This is a genomic window from Arthrobacter sp. Y3224055 (assembly GCF_059090825.1).
Genome location: NZ_JBNHGB010000007.1, coordinates 38,182 through 55,965, shown reverse-complemented (window position 1 = coordinate 55,965; position 17,784 = coordinate 38,182). Strand labels below are relative to the sequence as shown.

The window sequence follows — 17,784 nt, the reverse complement described above, 5'->3', positions numbered from 1 at the left end:
GTGGGAGCGCAGCCCTCGCTGCGGCCCGGCGGGGCCGCTAGTTGTCCCCGCCGTCGAAGGGCTCCTGCCGGCCCCCGACAATCCCGTCGGCCTGGCCGCCCGGTCCGTCTGGGCCGCCGCTCTGCTCCTGCTGGTCGCCGTCGGCATCACCGGCCTTGTCCCTGAGGCCGTCCAGCTTGTCTCCCTGCAGTTTGGCCGAGCCGTCCTGCTGCTCTGCCTTGCCGCCGCCGGGGACATCTTCCACACCCATGGTCATCCTTACCGTCGCGCCGGCGCGAGGGGCCGGCTGTTCCCTCCCCAACGCCTCCACCCTAGGGGCCCGGGCGGAACGTGTCGACGGACGGGCGATCAAAGCCTGCGGATCATCCGCGTGTTGCCCAAGGTATTGGGTTTGACCCGGGCCAGGTCGAGGAACTCCGCCACGCCTTCGTCCGTGGAACGCAGCAGCTCGGAATATACGTCGGGGTCCACCACCGACTGGTCGGCCATCACCTCGAACCCGTGCCGGGTGAAAAAGTCCACCTCGAAGGTCAGGCAGAACACGCGGCTGACGCCCAGGTCCTTGGCGGCGGCGATCAGCTCGTCGAGCAGGGCCCGGCCCACTCCCCTGCCGCGCCAGTGCGCGGCGGTGGCCAGCGTGCGGACCTCGGCGATGTCCTCCCACATGACGTGCACGGCCCCGCAGCCCACGATCTCGCCCGCCGGGGTCTCCGCGACCCGGAACTCCTGGATGCCTTCGAAGTATGCCACCGCCTCCTTCTCCAGCAGCACCCGCTTGTCGGCCAGCGGCTTGACCAGCCGGCGGATCTGGACGACGTCGGAGGTGCGGGCGGGGCGGATACTGAAGGCGTCGGTCACCCAGCCAGTCTAAAGCCCCAGTTCGGCCGGCAACTCCGTCTCCTGCTCCAGCACGTGGCGGGCGAGGAAGTTGCACACCACCGAATACCAGATCCGGGCATGTTGCGGTGAGAGCACCCAGTGGTTCTCGTCCGGGAAGTACAGGAACCGGTGCGGGGTCTTCCCGTCCGCTCCGGCGGCCAGCTGCGAGCGCGACAACAGTTCGTACCAGAGCCGCAGCCCTTCCCCGATCGGCACCCGGTAGTCCTTGTCCCCGTGCACCACCAGCATGGGGGTGTTGATGTTCTGCACGTGCAGGTGCGGGGAGTTCTCGAGCGCCATCTCCGGCGTCATCTCCCGCTCCCAGTACGGGGAGACGTCCGTCGTCGGCCCGAACTGGTCCAGCGCCCAAAGGCTGGCGTGGGTCACGATGGCCCGGAACCTGTCGGTATGCCCGGCGATCCAGTTGGCCATGTAACCGCCGAAGGAACCGCCCATCGCGGCCGTCCGCGTCCCGTCGATGTCATCACGCTGCACGGCGGCGTCGGTGATGGCCATCAGGTCCTCATAGGGCGCCTGCCCCCACTGCCCCCAGCCCCGCCGGATGAAGTCGTCGCCGTAGCCGGTGGACAGGGCCGGGTCCGGCAGCAGGACCGCGTACCCCTGCGCCACCAGCAGCCAGGGGCACCAGCGCCAGCTCCACGCGTTCCAGGAGCCGAGCGGGCCGCCGTGCACCCACAGCACCAGCGGCGCCGGCTTTTGCGCGGACGCTTCAGCGGGCAGGGCCAGCCAGGCACGCACCGGGATGTTCGCGCCCCCGGCGGCCACCGTCGTCGTGATCTCTTCCAGCCTCCCGCCCAACTCCGGGCGGGGCGCGGGCGAGGGCAGGACCGTGGCCTCGCCGGAGGACAGGTCGATGCGCACCGGCTCGGGCGGAAACAGGTAGGAGCTGCGCAGCGCGTAGGCGAACTGCCCGTCCGGGCTGACCACGACGTCGGTGTAGGCCGCATCGTCGCGCGTCACCTGGCGCACGGCACCGGTGACGACGTCGATGCAGAACACCGGGGTGCGGCCGCCGTCGTCTGCGGTGACCAGCAGGCCCGAACCGTCGGGCAGCCAGGCTGCGGGGCTGGGCCAGCGGTCCCAGTCGGCTGCCAGCGGCCGCAACTCGCCGCCGGCCAGCGGGAGCAGGCCCAGGGTCACGGAAGGAATGGTCTGCGGCCCGGAGACGGTCTCGCAGACCACTACAACGGTGCGGTTGTCGGGGCTGACCGGGCCCGGCGCATAGTCGGTGTCCGGGCTCTCAAGCAGGATCCGCTGCACGCCGGTGGCCGTGTCCACGGCGGCCAGCACGCTGCGGGCGTCGCCCCGCGCCAGCGGCCGGCGGACGTTGACCACCAGGGTGGCGCCGTCCGGACTCAGCTCGGCGGCGGTTTCCAGCAAGGCGTTTCCCGCCCAGCCGGTGATGTTGCGCAGCCGGACTTGCGGCTCGTCGTCCACGGTTATGGTTCGGGCAGCCTCCTCCGCATTGTCCTCCAGCACGAAGTGCCGCTTCTGTCCCGGCCCCAGATCGTGGTCCCAGAAGCGCACCGGGTACCCGGAATGCAGGACCGCCGAGACCTTCTTGTCCTTCCGCGCGGCACGGCGGTCGGCGTCGTCCTCTTCGTCGACGGCTCCGCCCAACACCTGGGCGTCGACCACCACGGTGTCGGCTTCCCGCGCGCAGCGCACCGCCGCGACCCCGCCCGGGCGGGAGAGCACCATGCGGCCTTCGCCCCCGGCGGCCGGCAAGCGCCACAGGGCCGGAATCGGTTCCTTCTCCGGGTCCTCGGGATCCGGGCGGGCGGACGTGAAGTACAGGTCGCCGTTGCGGGCAAAAGCCGCGCCGGACTCGCCCTTGGAGCTGCGCGTCATCCGGCGTGCCGGGCGTTGACCGGCCGGGTCGACCTCCCAGAGGGACGAGACGTAGTCGGTGCAGGCGGGGTTCAGCACGCTGACGCAGGTTACCAGGCGGCTGCCGTCCGGGCTGAGGGCCAGGGAGCCGAGCCGCGGCAACGCGATGAAGCGGTCCAGGTCGTGGAACGGGGTGGCGGCACCCTGCTGGAGGGGCAGCTCGGGCCGCATTTCGGAAGTGATTGCTTCAGAACGCATGGAGTAAGTAAACACTACTTGTGTGCCGGATCACAGGAGATGGCGGCAATACGCGGTTTTGCTACGCCGCCTCCGGCCCCGGGGTCAACGCCCTCCGGTTAAGCGGGAGAACCCCGGCCGAAGCCGGGGCTCTCCCTGCGCAGTACGGTGCAGGCTACTGGGACAGTGCCGGGGTGTCCGGGACTCCCTCGATTGCCTTGGGCGCTCCGGTGCTGCTGAAGACGAACGTCGCGGCGTCGTCTTCGCCCTCGACGTCCACGTGGATGGTCTCGCCCGGGTGGAACTCGCCGAAGAGGATCTTCTCGGAGAGCTGGTCCTCGATCTCCCGCTGGATGGTCCGGCGCAGGGGCCGGGCACCCATGGTGGGATCGTAGCCGCGGGTGGCCAGCAGCACCTTGGCCGCGTCGGTCAGGTCGATCTTGAGGTTCTTCTCGGCGAGCCGCTTCCGCAGGCGCTCGACGAACAGATCCACGATCTGGACGATTTCTTCCTCGCTCAGCTGCGGGAAGACCACGGTGTCGTCGACGCGGTTCAGGAACTCGGGCCGGAAGTGCTGCTTGAGCTCATCCTGGACCCGGGCGCGCATCCGCTCGTACCCGGTCTTGGTGTCCGTGCCGGACTGGAAACCGGTCATGACGCCCTTCGAGATGTCGCGGGTGCCAAGGTTGGTGGTCATGATGATCACCGTGTTCTTGAAGTCCACCACGCGTCCCTGGCTGTCCGTCAGGCGGCCGTCCTCGAGGATCTGCAGCAACGAGTTGAACAGGTCGGCGTGCGCCTTCTCCACCTCGTCGAATAGCACCACGGAGAACGGGCGGCGGCGGACCTTTTCGGTCAGCTGACCGCCTTCCTCGTAGCCCACGTAGCCCGGAGGGGCACCGAACAGCCGCGAGACCGTGTGCTTCTCCGAGTACTCGGACATGTCCAGGGTGATCAGCGCGTCTTCCTCGCCGAAGAGGAATTCCGCCAGGGCCTTGGCGAGCTCGGTCTTGCCGACGCCGGTGGGGCCGGCGAAGATGAACGAGCCGGAGGGACGGTTGGGGTCCTTCAAGCCGGCACGGGTACGGCGGATCGCCTGGGAGATGGCCTTGATCGCCTCGTCCTGGCCGATCACGCGCTTGTGCAGCTCGGCCTCCATGTGCATGAGGCGGCTGGATTCTTCCTCGGTCAGCTTGAACACGGGGATGCCGGTGGAGTTGGCCAGCACTTCTGCCACCAGGTCCTCGTCCACCTCGGCGATCTCATCCAGGTCCCCGGACTTCCAGGCGCGTTCCTTTTCGGCCCGCTCGTCCTGCAGCCTGCCTTCCTGGTCCCGCAGCGTCGCGGCGCCCTCGAAGTCCTGGGCGTCGATGGCCGATTCCTTCTGCTTCTTCAGCTCGGCGATGCGCTCGTCGATGTCCTTGAGCTCCGGCGGTGCGGTCATCCGGCGGATGCGCAGCCGCGCCCCGGCCTCGTCGATCAGGTCGATTGCCTTGTCCGGCAGGAAGCGGTCGGAGATGTACCGGTGGGCCAGGTGCGCGGCGGCATCCAGGGCGCCGTCGGTGATGGACACGCGGTGGTGCGCCTCGTAGCGGTCCCGCAGTCCCTTGAGGATCAGCACGGCGTGCTCCACGGACGGCTCTTCCACCTGGATCGGCTGGAACCGGCGCTCCAGCGCGGCGTCCTTCTCGATGTGCTTGCGGTACTCGTCCAGGGTGGTGGCACCGATGGTCTGCAGTTCGCCACGCGCCAGCATCGGCTTCAGGATGGAGGCCGCGTCGATCGCGCCCTCGGCGGCACCCGCACCCACCAGGGTGTGGATCTCGTCGATGAACAGGATGATGTCGCCACGGGTCCGGATTTCCTTCAGGACCTTCTTCAGCCGCTCCTCGAAGTCACCGCGGTAGCGTGACCCGGCCACCAGGGACCCCAGGTCCAGCGTGTAGAGCTGCTTGTCCTTGATGGTCTCCGGCACGTCGCCGCGGACGATCGCCTGGGCAAGGCCCTCGACGACGGCGGTCTTGCCGACGCCGGGCTCACCGATCAACACCGGGTTGTTCTTGGTGCGGCGGGAGAGCACCTGCATGACGCGTTCCATCTCGTGCTCGCGCCCGATGACCGGGTCGAGCTTGGATTCACGCGCAGCCTGTGTGAGGTTCCGGCCGAACTGGTCCAGCACCACCGATCCTGCAGGAGTGCCTTCCTGCTGCTGGCCGGCGGTGACCGGCTCCTTGCCCTGGTAGCCGGAGAGCAGCTGGATGACCTGCTGGCGCACGCGGTTGAGGTCGGCGCCCAGCTTGACCAGCACCTGCGTGGCCACGCCTTCGCCTTCGCGGATCAGGCCCAGCAGGATGTGCTCGGTGCCGATGTAGTTGTGGCCGAGCTGCAGGGCCTCGCGCAGCGACAGCTCCAAAACCTTCTTGGCACGCGGCGTGAACGGAATGTGGCCGCTCGGAGCCTGCTGGCCCTGGCCGATGATCTCCTGGACCTGCTCACGAACGCCGTTCAGGGAGACGCCGAGGAACTCCAGTGCTTTGGCGGCAACGCCCTCACCCTCGTGGATCAATCCGAGGAGGATGTGTTCGGTGCCGATGTAGTTGTGGTTGAGCATGCGGGCTTCTTCTTGAGCCAGCACGACAACGCGACGGGCACGGTCGGTAAATCTCTCAAACATCTCGCACACTCCTAGCTACTGCGTACTTTGATGCTACGTGCCCGGATGGCTGTTGTGCGTTCTGTTCGCCCTAGGGGTAATGCCCCCCTGCAGGACGGCAAACGGGGCGGACAGTTGCCTGTCCGCCCCGCCGATCGATCTGCCCGTGATGGAACGGGCCGCCCGTTATCCCCCGTGGGCGGCCTTGTAGGCCTCGATGATTTCGGATTGCACACGTCCGCGGTCGCTAACGTTGTAACCGTTCTCCCGTGCCCACGCGCGGATCGCCGAGGCGTCCTGGTTGCGTGTGCCGCCGGCCGGCTTGGCGGCCTTGGAGCCCCGGGCAGGAATCTTCCGGCCGGAAGAAATGTACGGCTTGAGCGCGTCGCGAAGCGCCTCGGCATGCGATGAAGAAAGATCAATTTCGTAGCTGCTGGAATCCAGGCTGAACCGGACCGTTTCATCGGCCGAGCCACCATCCAGATCATCAACCAGAATGATTTTTACTTCTTGCGCCACAGAAGGCTCCTTTTGGGTGGGTGGATCTATATGTCCGGTATAATCCGAACCATACTTATTATGTCCTACACTCCATTTCAAGGCAATACAGCCGGATTCGATCGTCCTGCAATCCCGCCATGGATCAGATCCGATTTGACCAGGTGGGAAATACCGGTATAGCGCGGGCGAATGTGATTAAAGGAAAAACCCCGGACAATTGATGCTTGTCCGGGGCCTTCCCCTATTCCTCGCGGCCTTCGGCCGCGCGCCTTTCGGCCTCGCGTTCGGCCTCGGCCAGCGCTTCGCGTTCTTTCCGGTCGGCGTTGAATATGGCTTTCATCACGAAATAGAACAAAAGCCCGACACCCAGCGACGGCGCAAGTACCCACAGATATTCCATGCTCAGCCCAGCTCCGGCTTCAGCAGCGGGAACAGAATCGTTTCGCGGATTCCCGCCTGGGTGAAAAGCATCACCAATCGGTCGATGCCCAGTCCGATACCGCCCATCGGCGGCGCGCCGTATTCGAGGGCACGCAGGAAGTCTTCGTCCAGTTGCATCGCTTCCTCGTCTCCGGCCGCCGCCATTCGCGACTGCTCGGTCAGGCGTTCGCGCTGAATCACCGGATCAATCAGCTCGGAGAAAGCGGTGCCGCGTTCCATGCCCCCGATAATCAGGTCCCAGGCCTCAATCAACTCCGGATTGTCGCGGTGGTTGCGCGCGAGCGGCTGCGCTGCCGGCGGGTAGTCGTAAACGAAGGTCGGCTGCAGCAGCGTCGGTTCGACGATTTCACCGAACAGCTCGACGACCACCTTCTGGGTATCCCACTTCGGGTCGATCTTCACGCCGTGCTGTTCGGCAATGTCGCGCAGCTCTTCACCGCCCGTCTGCGGGGTGATTTCCCGGCCCACCGCTTCGGACAAACCGGGATAGACACCGAGCCAGCGCCATTCCCCATTGAGGTCAATAGTGCCCTGCGGGGTTTCAATGACGCGCGTGCCGATGGTGTCGGCCACATTCAGGATCATTTCCTTCATGCGCTCCCCCATGACGAACTGGTCGGCATACGCCTCGTAGCTTTCCAGCGTGGTGAATTCGGGGCTGTGGGTGGAGTCAACGCCTTCATTGCGGAAGATCCGGCCGATCTCAAAGACCCGGTCTATGCCGCCGACCACCGCGCGCTTGAGGTACAGCTCCGTGGCAATGCGCAAGGTCATGTCCTGGTCAAAGGCGTTTAGGTGTGTCTCGAAGGGACGGGCCGTCGCGCCTCCGTGCACCAGTTGCAGCATGGGGGTTTCCACTTCCACGTAGCCGTGGGAGTGCAGGGTTTCGCGGATGGAGCGAATGACGGCGGCGCGGGTGTAAACCATCTGGCGTGCTTCGTCGCGCACCATGAGGTCCACGTACCGCTGCCGCACGCGGGTCTCTTCACTCAGGCCGGCGTGCAGCACGGGCAGCGGACGCAACGCCTTGGAGGCCATCTGCCAGCTGTCGGCCATCACGGACAGCTCGCCGCGCTTGGAGCTGATGACTTCGCCGCGGATGAACACATGGTCGCCCAGGTCCACGAGGGCCTTCCAGTCCGCGAGCGCTTCCTCGCCGATGTTCGCCAGGCTCAACATTGCCTGCAGACGGACGCCGCTGCCTTCCTGCAGGGTCGCGAAGCAGAGTTTGCCGGTGTTGCGGATGAAGACCACGCGCCCGGACACTCCCACGACGTCGCCGGTGGTCTCGTCTGCCTCGAGGTGGCCGTACTTTTCGCGCACCTCGGCCAGCGTATGGGTCCGGTCCACGCCCACCGGGTACGCCTCGACGCCGCGCTCCAAGAGTTTGGCGCGCTTGGCCATGCGCACGTGCATCTGCTCGGAGGCGTCGGCAGCCTCGGCTGCGGGAAGTGGGGTGGGGGAATTATCGCGGGTCACGGTAGTTAAGGGTACCGGTACCGGGGCCGGGCCAGCCAAACGTCCCGGAGCTTCCATCCGCGGACGTCAGTAGCCGAGCTGCGCGTTGTCGATCAGCCGAACCGGGCCGACCTGCGCGGCGACCAGCACCAGGGCCTCGCCGGTGAACGGGGTCTCCCTGCAGTTGAAGGCCAGCGGCTCGAGCGTGCGGGGATCCACCACTTCCAGGTAGTCCAGCCGGACGGGCGGCACCGACTCGATCATGGCCAGCGCGCCGTCCACGTCCAAGGGTTCGTGCCGGTCGGCCTGTCCGCGGAGGTACGCCAGGCTGCGGGAAAGCACCAGCGCCGCTTCCCGCTCGGCGTCGTTGAGGAAACGGTTGCGGCTGGAGAGTGCCAGCCCGTCGTCGTCGCGCACCGTGGGCACACCCACAATGTCCACCGGGAAGTTCAGGTCGGCCACCATCCGCTTGACCAGCACAAGCTGCTGCGCATCCTTCTGGCCGAAGTAGGCGCGGTAGCCGGCCGCGCCGGCCGCCGCGGGCAGCCCGTAATGGAGCAGCTTGGCCACCACAGTGAGGGCGCCGTCGAAGTGGCCCGGCCGGGAGGCGCCCTCGAACTTCGCGCCCAGCGCACCGGCGTCGATCCTGACCAGCGGCTCGCCGTCCGGGTAGACCTCTTCGACTGCGGGGGCAAACACCACGTCCGCCCCGCACGTCGCCAGCAGGTCCAGGTCGGCTTCCAGGGTGCGGGGGTAGCGGTCCAGGTCCTGCTGCTCGCCGAATTGGAGCGGATTCACGAACACGGAAACCACGACGACGTCGCACGCCTGCCGCGCGGCCCGCACCAGCGCAGCGTGGCCTGCGTGCAGCGCTCCCATGGTCGGGACCAGCCCCAGCGAAGGCCGCCCGGCGGTCCCGACTGCCGCCAGCAGGCCGGCCGTGGCGTCCTTCAATTCGGCATGGGTTTTCACCAGGCGGGGGCGGGTCGTCACGCGTTCTCCTCCGGACGGGACTGGGCAAGGATGTCCAGGATTTCGGTTGCGCGGGCCTCTTTGAGCAGGCCGCGTTGCAGGGCACGCTGGGCCGTTGCCCGTGCCAGCTCCTCGTAGGCCAGCCGGATGTCGGTGCCGCCCGAATCCACCTCGCGGCGCAGCAGCGCCTCGTGGTGGCTGCGGACGGTGCCGGCGTCGCCGCGGGCCACCGGCCCGGTCAGGGCCGCTTCCCCGGAGGCCAGCGCGTTCTCCAGGGAGGCCCGCATCAGCCCGCTGAGCACCCGGTCCGGCTGCTCCACGCCGGCCTCGGCCAGCAGTTGCGCCGACTGGGCCGCGATGGTCACCAGATGGTTCGACGCGTGCGCCAGGGCGGCGTGATAGAGCGTGCGGTCCTTCTCGGCGATGACCACCGGTTCGCCGCCCATCTCCACGACCAGCGCCTGGGCGATCGGCAGCACCGTGGCCTCGGCCGTCACCCCGAAGCTGCAGTCATTGAGCCGGGCCAGGTCCAAGCTCATGCCCGTGAACGTCATGGCCGGGTGGATGGCCAGCGGGATGGCACCCTTGGCCCGGGCCGGCCCCAGCACGGCGGTGCCGTAGCGTCCGGAGGTATGCACCACGAGCTGGCCCGGCTGCCAGACCCCGGCCGCGGCCAGACCGTCCACCAGCTCCGGCAGGGCATCGTCCGGCACCGCCAGCAGCACCAGTTCGGCCCGTTCCACGATCTCGGGGATCTGCAGCACCGGGACGCCGGGCAGCAGGTTCTCCGCCCGCTCCCGGCTGTCCTCGGAAACCGCTGACACCCCGACGACGGCGTGCCCCACGCCGCGCAGCGCGGCACCGAGGACGGCGCCGACCTTGCCGGCACCGATCACGCCGATGCCCAACCGTCCGGGCCTACTCCTGCCGGCCATCGCGGCCCTCCTTGCTTCCTTGTGGTTCGTCCTGCTGCGCCGGCCCGCGGACGCCGCCCGCGGGCCCCTCGGCCGCCCCGGGGACGGGACCGGCCCCGGACTCCCGGGCTTCCAGCCAGCGTTCCGGGACGCTGCGGCGCCGGGCCGCGGCGGCCCGGACCGACTGCTCGTCGAAGAGCTGGCGGGCGGTGTCGGCGTCGACCTGGTAGATCACCGGCGTGACCGGTCCGGCGGTCGTATGCAGGCGCAGGTCCGCCACGCGCAGGCGGCGGGCCAGCGGGCCCTGGTGCAGCGCGATGGACTGGGTCCGCTCGTGCGGCACCACCGAGAGGCTGCGCCAGAGCCTGCCGCTGCGGGCCAGCAGGGCGGTCCCGGTGACGGCGAAGCCGTTGCGCCGCCAGGTCAGCCAGGACAGCCACCGCACCCGCCGCGGCGAGGTGACGAATCCGCCGTCGGAGGCGCCGGCGTCGTCCCTGTCCTTGCCCGCGATTCCGTCAAGGCCCGCCCCGAAGACGGTGAACGGGTCCTCGGTGCCCGGGTCCGGGAGCACCAGCGCAAGCATCTGCATCACTTCCTGCTGCGTGCCCACCGGCAGCAACGTGGTGCGGGCGCCCGCGTTTTCCGCGCTGAGGCCGTAGCCGGCCACGTTCACGCGCATCCGGTACCAGCCCTTGAGGCGCCACAGCGGCGACTGCATGATCTCCACGGCCTGCACCCGGCCGGGCGGGACGGTCTGCGCCCGGGTCTCCAGCAGGCCGTAGCGGAGCCGGATGCCGTCCGGGGAGATGGCGGCGCGGAAGTTGTAGCCGGTGCTGAACGTGGACCAGTAGCCGGCCACCACGCCGAACGCCGCGGGGACCAGAAAGGCCGGGCCGAACGCGGCACCGAACACAAAGGTCGAGAGCCCGGCCGCGATCAGCATGATGAGCAGGAACAGCGTGGTTCCGGACAGCAGCGCCGCGCCGAGTATACGTCCGCCCGGGATGGCCAGGATCTGCTGTTCGGGGGCTTCGGCCACCGCTTCCTGGGGGTGCGCGGGATCGCCGCGCAGGCCGGCCGCCCGGGCCAGGATGGTGGCGCGCAGCTGCTGCGCCGACGCCAGCGGCAGGTAGGCGAGCCGCACGGCCGATTCTCCGGCGTCGGCCACTTCGAATTTAAGTTCGGCCAGGCCGAAGATCCGTGCCAGCAGCGGCTGGATGACGTCGATCGCCTGCACCCGGTCCAGCCGCGCCTGGCGGTGCTGGCGGAACAGGACGCCGGAGTTCACCCGGACATGGTCGTCGGTGACCTGGTACCGGGTGAACCACCAGGAGAGGAAGAATCCGCCCACCAGCAGCACCGCGACCACGACCATGACCAGCACGGTCCAGACGGCGCGGCCGCCGCTCAGTCCCCAGAACTCGTCGCCCCGGAACATGGCCTCGAACCAGTCCCGGCCGAAGAAGTAGGCGATCGCCGCCAGCGCAATCCAGCCGCGGACCAGCGGCGAAACGGGGTGAACCCGGTGCCAGGTGCCGGTGGCGTCCGGTGCCAGGGGCACCCCTTGGGAGGCCGGCACTACTTCGCCGGGCGCATCCGGCCCCTGCCCGGGCAGCGGGGCCTGCCCGTTGCTGCCGGGTACGGTCATAGCCCGGCCAGCCTTGCCTGCCCGCGGTCGGAGAGTTGTTCGCGCAGCCGGGCTCCTTCTGCCGCCGGCACCCCCGGAATGCCGGCGTTGGTCTGCGGGCTGGCGGTGTGCAGCTTCACCGAGCACAGGCCGAAGGCCCGCTCCAGCGGCCCCACGCCAACATCCACGTACTGCATCCGGCCGTAGGGGACCACCATGACGCGCTGGAAAAACAGTCCGCGCCGGATCAAAAGGTCCTCGTCGCGTTCGGCATACCCGATGGCCCTGACTTGGCGCGGGATCAAGAGCCCGGCCCAGACGCAGAGCGCGAGCGTGCCCAGGCTCAGCAGCCAGCCGAGCCACGCCGGGAAGCCGGGCCAGAGGCCGGTCAGCGCCAGGACGAGCGGGGTGGACAGCAGGGCGACGGCGACGACCGTGAAAATGGCCCAGCTGACCAGTCGTACGGTGACGTACTTGGGCGAGACCCGGATCCAGCTGATGCCGGCCGGATCGATCGCTTCGCTAGGCATACTCCCCCTCGCCTTGGGCCTCGGTACCGTTGTCCTGGGCCGCTTCGGTGTCCTCGGGCGGAAGTTTGCAGAAACGCTCCACCACCAGCCCGATCACCACCATGACCAGGCCACCGCCCATCATAGCCAGCACGGCCGGCAGCGCCCCGAGGCCGGGCCGGTACAGCAGCAGCATGAGCTGGTCCACCATGATGCCGCTGTGCCAGCCGAAGATCAGCGACCCGGCATAGGCGCAGGCCTGCGCCAGCACGAGGGTGCGGGCCGCGAGTACCGGATTCAGCTCCTTGTCCCGGTTGCCGTTGCGCCAGCGGCGCACTTTGAGGCCGAGCACCAGGGTGAAGACGGCGATGGCGGCCATGGTCGCCAGCGAGGAGAGGTGCAGGACGGGCACCGGCAGCCCGCCGCGCCCGGCGAGCAGGTTGCCCAGCCAGCCCAGCACGGCCGTGACGACGGCGATGGTCGCCAGCCAGCGGTATCTGATGGTCCTCACGAAGCCCCCACCCCGCCGGACACTATTGACCGGCTTCGAACGGCTCGGATTCGTAGGGTTCCACGCCGTCCAGGTCGCCGGCCGCCTTGGCCAGTTCGCCGACCGGGACGCCGTTGAGCGTGGCGTTCGAGTCCATCCAGGCCCAGGGCGCCAGCACGAAGGCGCGTTCGTGCGCGCGCGGGTGCGGGATGACCAGGTCCTCGTCGTTGAGCACCAGGTCGCCGTAGGTGATGATGTCCACATCCAGCGTCCGCGGCCCCCACCGCACTTCGCGGGTGCGGTGGTGCTTGTTTTCCACGGCCTGGCAATGGGCCAGCAACTGGTGCGGGTCCAGGTCGGTCTCCACCTCAAGCACCATGTTCAGGTAGTCCGGCTGGTCCTCGGGACCGCCCACCGGCTTCGTCTGCACCACGGCCGAGACTTCGCGCAGCCGCACGTGGGGGGTGTCCACCAGGTCCGCCACCGCGTGCGAGAGGGTGTCGCTGCGTGCGCCGAGGTTGCTGCCCAGCGCCAGGACCGCGCGGACGCTCATGGCTGCTCCCGGTAGATGCTGACCGTGACATCGGAAAACTCCACCTGGATGGGTGCCTGCGGCTTGTGCACCGTGACCTCGACCGCCTCCACGGCGAACGTGCGCAGCACATGGTCGGCTATCCGTTCGGCCAGTGTTTCGATCAGCTGCAGGGGCTCGCCGGCGATGATCGCGTCCACCTGGTCGGCGAGCTCGGCGTAGTTTGCGGTCTTCGCCAGGTCGTCGTCGACCGCGGCGGCCCGAATGTCGGTGTGGAGGGTGACGTCGACGACGAACGGCTGGCCGTCGCGGCGCTCATGCTCCAGCACGCCGTGATAGCCCGTGGCCTTGATGCCGGAAACCCTGATGAGGTCCGGCCGTGCCGGAGATGCTGGCGTCACGTCCCGGCCTACTTGGTCCAGGCGGCGGCGACTTTGACCGCGTCCAGCGAGGCGCCGGCGTCGTGCACGCGCACGCCCCAGGCGCCGTTGGCGGCGGCCAGCGCGGAGACCGCCAGCGTGGCCTCGTCGCGTTCCTTGGGTGCGGCGGCCTTGCCGGCGGTGGTCAGCAGGGAACCGAGGAACCGCTTGCGGGATGCGCCGACCAGCACCTTGTGGCCCAGTTGCGCGATCCGGTCCGTGGCGCGCAGCAGCTCCCAGTTGTGTTCGGCGTTCTTGGAGAAGCCCAGTCCCGGATCCAGGATGATCTGCTCCGGCGCCACGCCGGCGGCGACGAACTTGTCCCGCAATTCGGTCAGCTCCGCGAGGACCTCGGCCACCACGTCCTGGTAGTCCGCCTTGGGGTCGACCTCGCGGGCGTCCCCGCGCCGGTGCATCAGGATGTAGGGGACCTGGCGCTCGGCCACCAGGGCGGGCATGTGCGGGTCGTGGGTCATGCCGGAGACGTCGTTGACGATGGCTGCCCCGGCGTCCAGCGCCTTGGCCGCCGTGTCCACGTGCATGGTGTCCACGCTGATCAGGGCGCCGGCCTTGACCAGTGCCTCGATGACGGGGAGGATGCGCTTCTGCTCTTCCTCGGGGGTGATCGAGTCGGCGTTGGGGCGGGTGGATTCACCCCCGACGTCGATGATGTCGGCGCCGCCGTACAGCAGCTTCAGCCCGTAGGCGATCGCCGCTTCCTTGTTGGCGTGGTCGCCGCCGTCGCTGAACGAGTCCGGGGTGACGTTCAGGATGGCCATGACGACGGCACGGTCGGTGGGCAGGTCCGCGAACTTCTTCGGCGCACGCGCCTTGCGCAGCACGGGCAGCGGCGACGTGGCGGGCCCGGTTCCGGGGACTGCGGCGAGTGAATCCATCTATCTGTACCGTCTCTTCTCTTCGCTATCGTCCGATAATCAGGCTCATGGCCTCGGCTCGGGTGGCCTGCTCGCGCAATTGGCCGCGCACGGCCGAGGTGACTGTCTTCGCCCCCGGCTTGCGGACCCCGCGCATGGACATGCACATGTGTTCGCATTCGACGACGACGATCGCGCCCTTGGGCTCCAGGTACTTGACCATGGCCTCGACGATCTGCGTGGTGAGGCGTTCCTGCACCTGCGGGCGCCGGGCGTAGATTTCCACCAGGCGGGCGAGCTTGCTCAACCCGGTCACTTTACCGTCATGGGACGGAATGTAGCCAATGTGGGCGGTGCCGTGGAACGGGACCAGATGGTGCTCGCAGGTCGAATAGAACGGGATGTCCTTGACCAGCACCATTTCCTCATGGTTGATGTCGAACGTGGTGCCGAGAATGTCCGCCGGGTCCTGATGCAGGCCGGCAAACACCTCCGCGTACGAACGGGCGACCCGCTGCGGGGTTTCCCGCAGGCCTTCGCGGTCAGGATCTTCGCCGACGGCGATGAGGATTTCGCGCACCGCCTTCTCGATCCTGGGCAGGTCGATCAGCGGGTCGAACTCCAGCTCGGCGACAACGTCATCGTATTCGGTCACGTCTGTGATCCTAGCTGCTGGCGCCGGGTACGCCGCTTCGGCCGTCATCCCCGGGAAGGTCTCCGCCGGCCGGATTCGGGTCCACGATCACGGCCCCGTGGCTTCCTTCCTGCTGCTGGCCGTTGGCGGCCGCTTCCCGCTCCCGGCGGGAGACCACCGGCGGGATGTTGTGTACCGGCCGGGTTTCCTTGGACAGCCACACGTCCCGCAGCTCGCGGCGGCGCAGGTCGTGGAAGATCTCGGCGATCTCACGCTGGTTCAGCGTCTCGCGTTCCAACAGCGCCAGGGCCAGCCGGTCCAGCACGTCGCGGTTCTCGGTCAGGATCGCGTAGGCCTCGTCGTGGGCGTCGTCGATGAGCCGGCGCACTTCCTCGTCCACCACGAAGGCGACGTGGTCGGAGTAGTTGCGTTCGTGCGACATGTCGCGGCCCAGGAACGGCTCGCCGCCGCCCTGGCCCAGCTTCACGGCACCCACGCGTTCGCTCATGCCGTACTGGGTGACCATCTGGCGGGCGGTGCTGGTGGCCTTCTCGATGTCGTTGGACGCGCCGGTGGACGGATCGTGGAAGACGATCTCTTCGGCCACCCGGCCGCCCATGGCGTAGGCGAGCTGGTCCAGCAGTTCGTTGCGGGTCACGGAGTACTTGTCGTCCTCCGGCACCACCATGGTGTAGCCCAGGGCGCGGCCGCGGGGCAGGATTGTGACCTTGGTGACCGGCGCGGAGTAACGCAGCGCGGCCGCGACCAGGGCGTGTCCGCCTTCGTGGTAGGCGGTGATCTTGCGCTCGTGTTCCTTCATGACGCGGGAGCGCTTTTGCGGCCCGGCCATCACGCGGTCGATGGCTTCGTCCAGCGCCCGGTCGTCGATCAGCTGGGCGTTGGACCGGGCGGTCAGCAGGGCGGCTTCGTTGAGCACGTTGGCCAGGTCGGCACCGGTGAATCCGGGCGCACGCTTGGCCAGGGAACGCAGGTCCACGCCCGGGGCCATGGGCTTGCCGGCGGCGTGCACCTGCAGAATCTGGTGGCGGCCTTCCAGGTCGGGGGCCTCGACGGCGATCTGCCGGTCGAACCGGCCCGGGCGCAGCAACGCCGGGTCCAGCACGTCGGGACGGTTGGTGGCGGCGATCAGGATGACGTTGGTCTTGACGTCGAAGCCGTCCATCTCGACCAGCAGCTGGTTCAGCGTCTGTTCGCGCTCGTCGTTGCCGCCGCCCACGCCGGCACCGCGGTGCCGGCCGACCGCGTCGATTTCGTCCACGAAGATGATGGCCGGCGAATTGGTCTTGGCCTGTTCGAACAGGTCCCGGACGCGGGAGGCGCCAACGCCGACGAACATTTCGACGAAGTCGGAGCCGGAGATCGAGAAGAAGGGGACGCCGGCTTCGCCGGCCACGGCGCGGGCCAACAGGGTCTTGCCGGTACCGGGCGGGCCGTAGAGCAGCACGCCCTTGGGGATCTTCGCCCCGACGGCCTGGAATTTGGCCGGTTCGGAGAGGAACTCCTTGATTTCGTGCAGTTCCTCCACGGCCTCGTCCACGCCCGCGACGTCGGCGAAGGTCACCTGCGGCATGTCCTTGGTGATCATCTTCGCCTTGGACTTGCCGAACTGCATGACCTTGGAACCGCCGCCCTGCATGCGCGAGAGCAGGAACCAGAAGATCAGGCCGATGATCAGGATGGGCAGGATCAGGCTGATGAAGCTCATGAACCAGTTGTTTTCCACCGGCTGGTCGGTGAAGGTGTCCACGTCGGAGGCGTTGATCGCGTCCACGATGTCCGGACCGCGGTCGCGGCTGTAGAAGAAGGTGATCGACTTGCCCTTGTTGGCGTCGTCGATGACCAGGTCTTCGCGCAACGTCAGGTCGACGCTCTGGGCGCCGTCGTTCATCCGGGCCTGTTCCGCCTTGTTGTCCTGCAGCAGTTCAAGTCCCACACTGGTGTCGACCCGTGAAGACTGCGGACCGGCCAAATTGGGCACGGCGATCAGGAGGATGACCAGGACCAGGACAATCCAGATGATCGGTCCCTTGAAAAGGTTCTTCAATTTCATGCGACTTGGGGGCTTGCGCCCGTCCCTCCTGCTTGTCCGCGCGTGATGGCAGCCCTTCGGCTACTACAGCTATACACTGTCCGTCTTCCTTCACGCTCAAGGGAGGGCATTAGTTCCCTCTGGGCGTAGCCTAGCCTGCGGCGGACGGTGCGGCGGTTATTCGTAGATGTGCGGTGCCAGGGTGCCGATGAAGTCCAGGTTGCGATAGCGCTCGGCGTAGTCCAGCCCGTAGCCCACCACGAATTCGTTCGGGATCTCGTAGCCGACGTACTTGACGTCGATTTCCACCTTGGCGGCGTCGGGCTTGCGCAGCAGGGTGCAGATTTCCACGCTGGCCGGGCCGCGCGAAATCAGGTTGGTCTTCAGCCAGGACAGGGTGAGGCCGGAGTCGATGATGTCCTCCACGATGAGCACGTGCTTGCCCATCAAGTCCGTCTCGAGGTCCTTCAGGATCCGCACGACGCCGGAGGACTGGGTGCCGGAGCCGTAGGAGGATACGGCCATCCAGTCCATCTTGACGTGGCTGTGCAGTGCCCGGGCCAGGTCCGCCATGACCATCACCGCGCCCTTGAGGACGCCGACGATCAACAGGTCGCGCCCTTCATAGTCCCTGTCGATTTCGGCAGCCAGCTCGGCGACGCGCTGCTGGATCTGCTCCTTGGTGTAGAGGACGTGCTTGAGGTCTGCCTGGACGTCGTTGGAATCCACCACATGCTCCCGG

The 17,784-nt window shown here is 67.9% G+C and carries 18 protein-coding genes; all 18 read right to left on the bottom strand.

Features of this window, described 5'->3' with window-relative positions; all coding sequences use genetic code 11:
* Positions 1 to 37: 37 nt before the first annotated feature.
* The 18 genes from AC5RTY_RS15755 to hpt all read right to left on the bottom strand — a co-directional run bounded on the left by AC5RTY_RS15755 (position 38) and on the right by hpt (position 17,771).
* Entirely contained in the window at positions 38 to 250 is a 213-nt protein-coding gene (locus tag AC5RTY_RS15755; RefSeq protein ID WP_494024885.1) for a hypothetical protein, read from the bottom strand.
* A gap of 98 nt (positions 251 to 348) precedes the next feature.
* Positions 349 to 858 (bottom strand): amino-acid N-acetyltransferase, encoded by a 510-nt coding sequence (locus AC5RTY_RS15750; RefSeq protein ID WP_494024886.1) that lies wholly within the window; start codon positions 856 to 858, stop codon positions 349 to 351.
* Positions 859 to 867: 9 nt separating this feature from the next.
* A complete protein-coding gene (locus AC5RTY_RS15745; protein ID WP_494024887.1) occupies positions 868 to 2,988 on the bottom strand; it encodes a S9 family peptidase in 2,121 nt (706 codons plus the stop codon).
* A 154-nt stretch (positions 2,989 to 3,142) separates the two neighbouring features.
* Entirely contained in the window at positions 3,143 to 5,641 is a 2,499-nt protein-coding gene (locus AC5RTY_RS15740; protein WP_494001939.1) for an ATP-dependent Clp protease ATP-binding subunit, read from the bottom strand.
* 165 nt (positions 5,642 to 5,806) lie between these two features.
* On the bottom strand, positions 5,807 to 6,139 hold the full coding sequence (locus tag AC5RTY_RS15735; protein WP_493978319.1) for a histone-like nucleoid-structuring protein Lsr2: 333 nt from the start codon (positions 6,137 to 6,139) through the stop codon (positions 5,807 to 5,809).
* Positions 6,140 to 6,362: 223 nt separating this feature from the next.
* A complete protein-coding gene (locus tag AC5RTY_RS15730) occupies positions 6,363 to 6,521 on the bottom strand; it encodes a hypothetical protein (protein WP_493978318.1) in 159 nt (52 codons plus the stop codon).
* A gap of 2 nt (positions 6,522 to 6,523) precedes the next feature.
* Positions 6,524 to 8,041 carry a lysine--tRNA ligase gene (lysS, locus tag AC5RTY_RS15725; RefSeq protein WP_494001938.1) on the bottom strand — a complete coding sequence of 506 codons (1,518 nt, stop codon included), beginning with the start codon at positions 8,039 to 8,041 and terminating at the stop codon, positions 6,524 to 6,526.
* 66 nt (positions 8,042 to 8,107) lie between these two features.
* Positions 8,108 to 9,013 carry a pantoate--beta-alanine ligase gene (gene panC / locus AC5RTY_RS15720; RefSeq protein ID WP_494001937.1) on the bottom strand — a complete coding sequence of 302 codons (906 nt, stop codon included), beginning with the start codon at positions 9,011 to 9,013 and terminating at the stop codon, positions 8,108 to 8,110.
* Positions 9,010 to 9,927 (bottom strand): Rossmann-like and DUF2520 domain-containing protein, encoded by a 918-nt coding sequence (locus AC5RTY_RS15715; RefSeq protein ID WP_494001936.1) that lies wholly within the window; start codon positions 9,925 to 9,927, stop codon positions 9,010 to 9,012. The genes panC and AC5RTY_RS15715 overlap by 4 nt, the downstream gene beginning before the upstream one ends.
* Positions 9,911 to 11,554 (bottom strand): PH domain-containing protein, encoded by a 1,644-nt coding sequence (locus AC5RTY_RS15710; RefSeq protein WP_494001935.1) that lies wholly within the window; start codon positions 11,552 to 11,554, stop codon positions 9,911 to 9,913. Before AC5RTY_RS15710 ends, AC5RTY_RS15715 begins: the two co-directional genes overlap by 17 nt.
* Positions 11,551 to 12,063: a PH domain-containing protein gene (locus AC5RTY_RS15705; RefSeq protein ID WP_494001934.1), complete on the bottom strand. Its 513-nt coding sequence runs from the start codon at positions 12,061 to 12,063 to the stop codon at positions 11,551 to 11,553. Before AC5RTY_RS15705 ends, AC5RTY_RS15710 begins: the two co-directional genes overlap by 4 nt.
* Positions 12,056 to 12,553, bottom strand: coding sequence for a DUF3180 domain-containing protein (locus AC5RTY_RS15700; protein WP_494001933.1), 498 nt, complete (start codon positions 12,551 to 12,553; stop codon positions 12,056 to 12,058). The genes AC5RTY_RS15705 and AC5RTY_RS15700 overlap by 8 nt, the downstream gene beginning before the upstream one ends.
* Before the next feature lie 22 nt (positions 12,554 to 12,575).
* Complete coding sequence (folK, locus tag AC5RTY_RS15695) at positions 12,576 to 13,085, bottom strand: 2-amino-4-hydroxy-6-hydroxymethyldihydropteridine diphosphokinase (protein WP_494001932.1); 510 nt, start codon at positions 13,083 to 13,085, stop codon at positions 12,576 to 12,578.
* The gene (gene folB, locus AC5RTY_RS15690) at positions 13,082 to 13,465 is read right to left on the bottom strand and encodes a dihydroneopterin aldolase (RefSeq protein WP_494001931.1); all 384 of its coding nucleotides are present in this window, start codon (positions 13,463 to 13,465) and stop codon (positions 13,082 to 13,084) included. The genes folK and folB overlap by 4 nt, the downstream gene beginning before the upstream one ends.
* An 8-nt stretch (positions 13,466 to 13,473) precedes the next feature.
* The gene (gene folP / locus AC5RTY_RS15685; RefSeq protein WP_494001930.1) at positions 13,474 to 14,379 is read right to left on the bottom strand and encodes a dihydropteroate synthase; all 906 of its coding nucleotides are present in this window, start codon (positions 14,377 to 14,379) and stop codon (positions 13,474 to 13,476) included.
* Between the two features lie 25 nt (positions 14,380 to 14,404).
* Entirely contained in the window at positions 14,405 to 15,013 is a 609-nt protein-coding gene (gene folE, locus AC5RTY_RS15680; RefSeq protein ID WP_494001929.1) for a GTP cyclohydrolase I FolE, read from the bottom strand.
* Between the two features lie 10 nt (positions 15,014 to 15,023).
* A complete protein-coding gene (gene ftsH / locus AC5RTY_RS15675; protein WP_494001928.1) occupies positions 15,024 to 17,063 on the bottom strand; it encodes an ATP-dependent zinc metalloprotease FtsH in 2,040 nt (679 codons plus the stop codon).
* Between the two features lie 156 nt (positions 17,064 to 17,219).
* A complete protein-coding gene (hpt, locus tag AC5RTY_RS15670; RefSeq protein ID WP_494001927.1) occupies positions 17,220 to 17,771 on the bottom strand; it encodes a hypoxanthine phosphoribosyltransferase in 552 nt (183 codons plus the stop codon).
* Positions 17,772 to 17,784 lie beyond the last annotated feature (13 nt).

Bases quoted from the DNA above. Each gene is read 5' to 3' on its own strand.
- AC5RTY_RS15710 (WP_494001935.1), bottom strand. From the start codon at position 11,554: ATGACCGTACCCGGCAGCAACGGGCAGGCCCCGCTGCCCGGGCAGGGG.
- AC5RTY_RS15730 (WP_493978318.1), bottom strand. From the start codon at position 6,521: ATGGAATATCTGTGGGTACTTGCGCCGTCGCTGGGTGTCGGGCTTTTG.
- AC5RTY_RS15715 (WP_494001936.1), bottom strand. From the start codon at position 9,927: ATGGCCGGCAGGAGTAGGCCCGGACGGTTGGGCATCGGCGTGATCGGT.
- AC5RTY_RS15755 (WP_494024885.1), bottom strand. From the start codon at position 250: ATGGGTGTGGAAGATGTCCCCGGCGGCGGCAAGGCAGAGCAGCAGGAC.
- ftsH (WP_494001928.1), bottom strand. From the start codon at position 17,063: ATGAAATTGAAGAACCTTTTCAAGGGACCGATCATCTGGATTGTCCTG.
- AC5RTY_RS15740 (WP_494001939.1), bottom strand. From the start codon at position 5,641: ATGTTTGAGAGATTTACCGACCGTGCCCGTCGCGTTGTCGTGCTGGCT.
- folK (WP_494001932.1), bottom strand. From the start codon at position 13,085: ATGAGCGTCCGCGCGGTCCTGGCGCTGGGCAGCAACCTCGGCGCACGC.
- AC5RTY_RS15705 (WP_494001934.1), bottom strand. From the start codon at position 12,063: ATGCCTAGCGAAGCGATCGATCCGGCCGGCATCAGCTGGATCCGGGTC.
- AC5RTY_RS15745 (WP_494024887.1), bottom strand. From the start codon at position 2,988: ATGCGTTCTGAAGCAATCACTTCCGAAATGCGGCCCGAGCTGCCCCTC.
- folP (WP_494001930.1), bottom strand. From the start codon at position 14,379: ATGGATTCACTCGCCGCAGTCCCCGGAACCGGGCCCGCCACGTCGCCG.